1 protein-coding gene is annotated in these 227 nt (G+C 43.2%); it reads right to left on the bottom strand.

The features are described 5' to 3' along the window. The coding region (locus SSIN_RS10635) for a hypothetical protein (RefSeq protein WP_037614409.1) at positions 1 to 227 on the bottom strand (227 nt) is incomplete at both ends.

The following is a 227-nucleotide window of genomic DNA, read 5'->3' on the forward strand; positions in this document are numbered from 1 at the left end:
GTTTTCCTTGCAGCAACCGGCACTTTGACTTTGGTAGCTTTATAGGTATTTGTGAATGTCTGAATTCCGTCATCTGTAATGGCATCAATAGCCCCAGAGATTGGAGGTACGAGATTTGAACCAGCAGCTACAGATGAGAAATTAGCAATAGGAGCTGTTAAAGCTGAAATGGCAAAATTCTCAACCCAGGCAACCAGCTGACCTCTTCCATTATCATAGACGTGTAC

The organism is Streptococcus sinensis (assembly GCF_000767835.1).
Taxonomy (GTDB): domain Bacteria; phylum Bacillota; class Bacilli; order Lactobacillales; family Streptococcaceae; genus Streptococcus; species Streptococcus sinensis.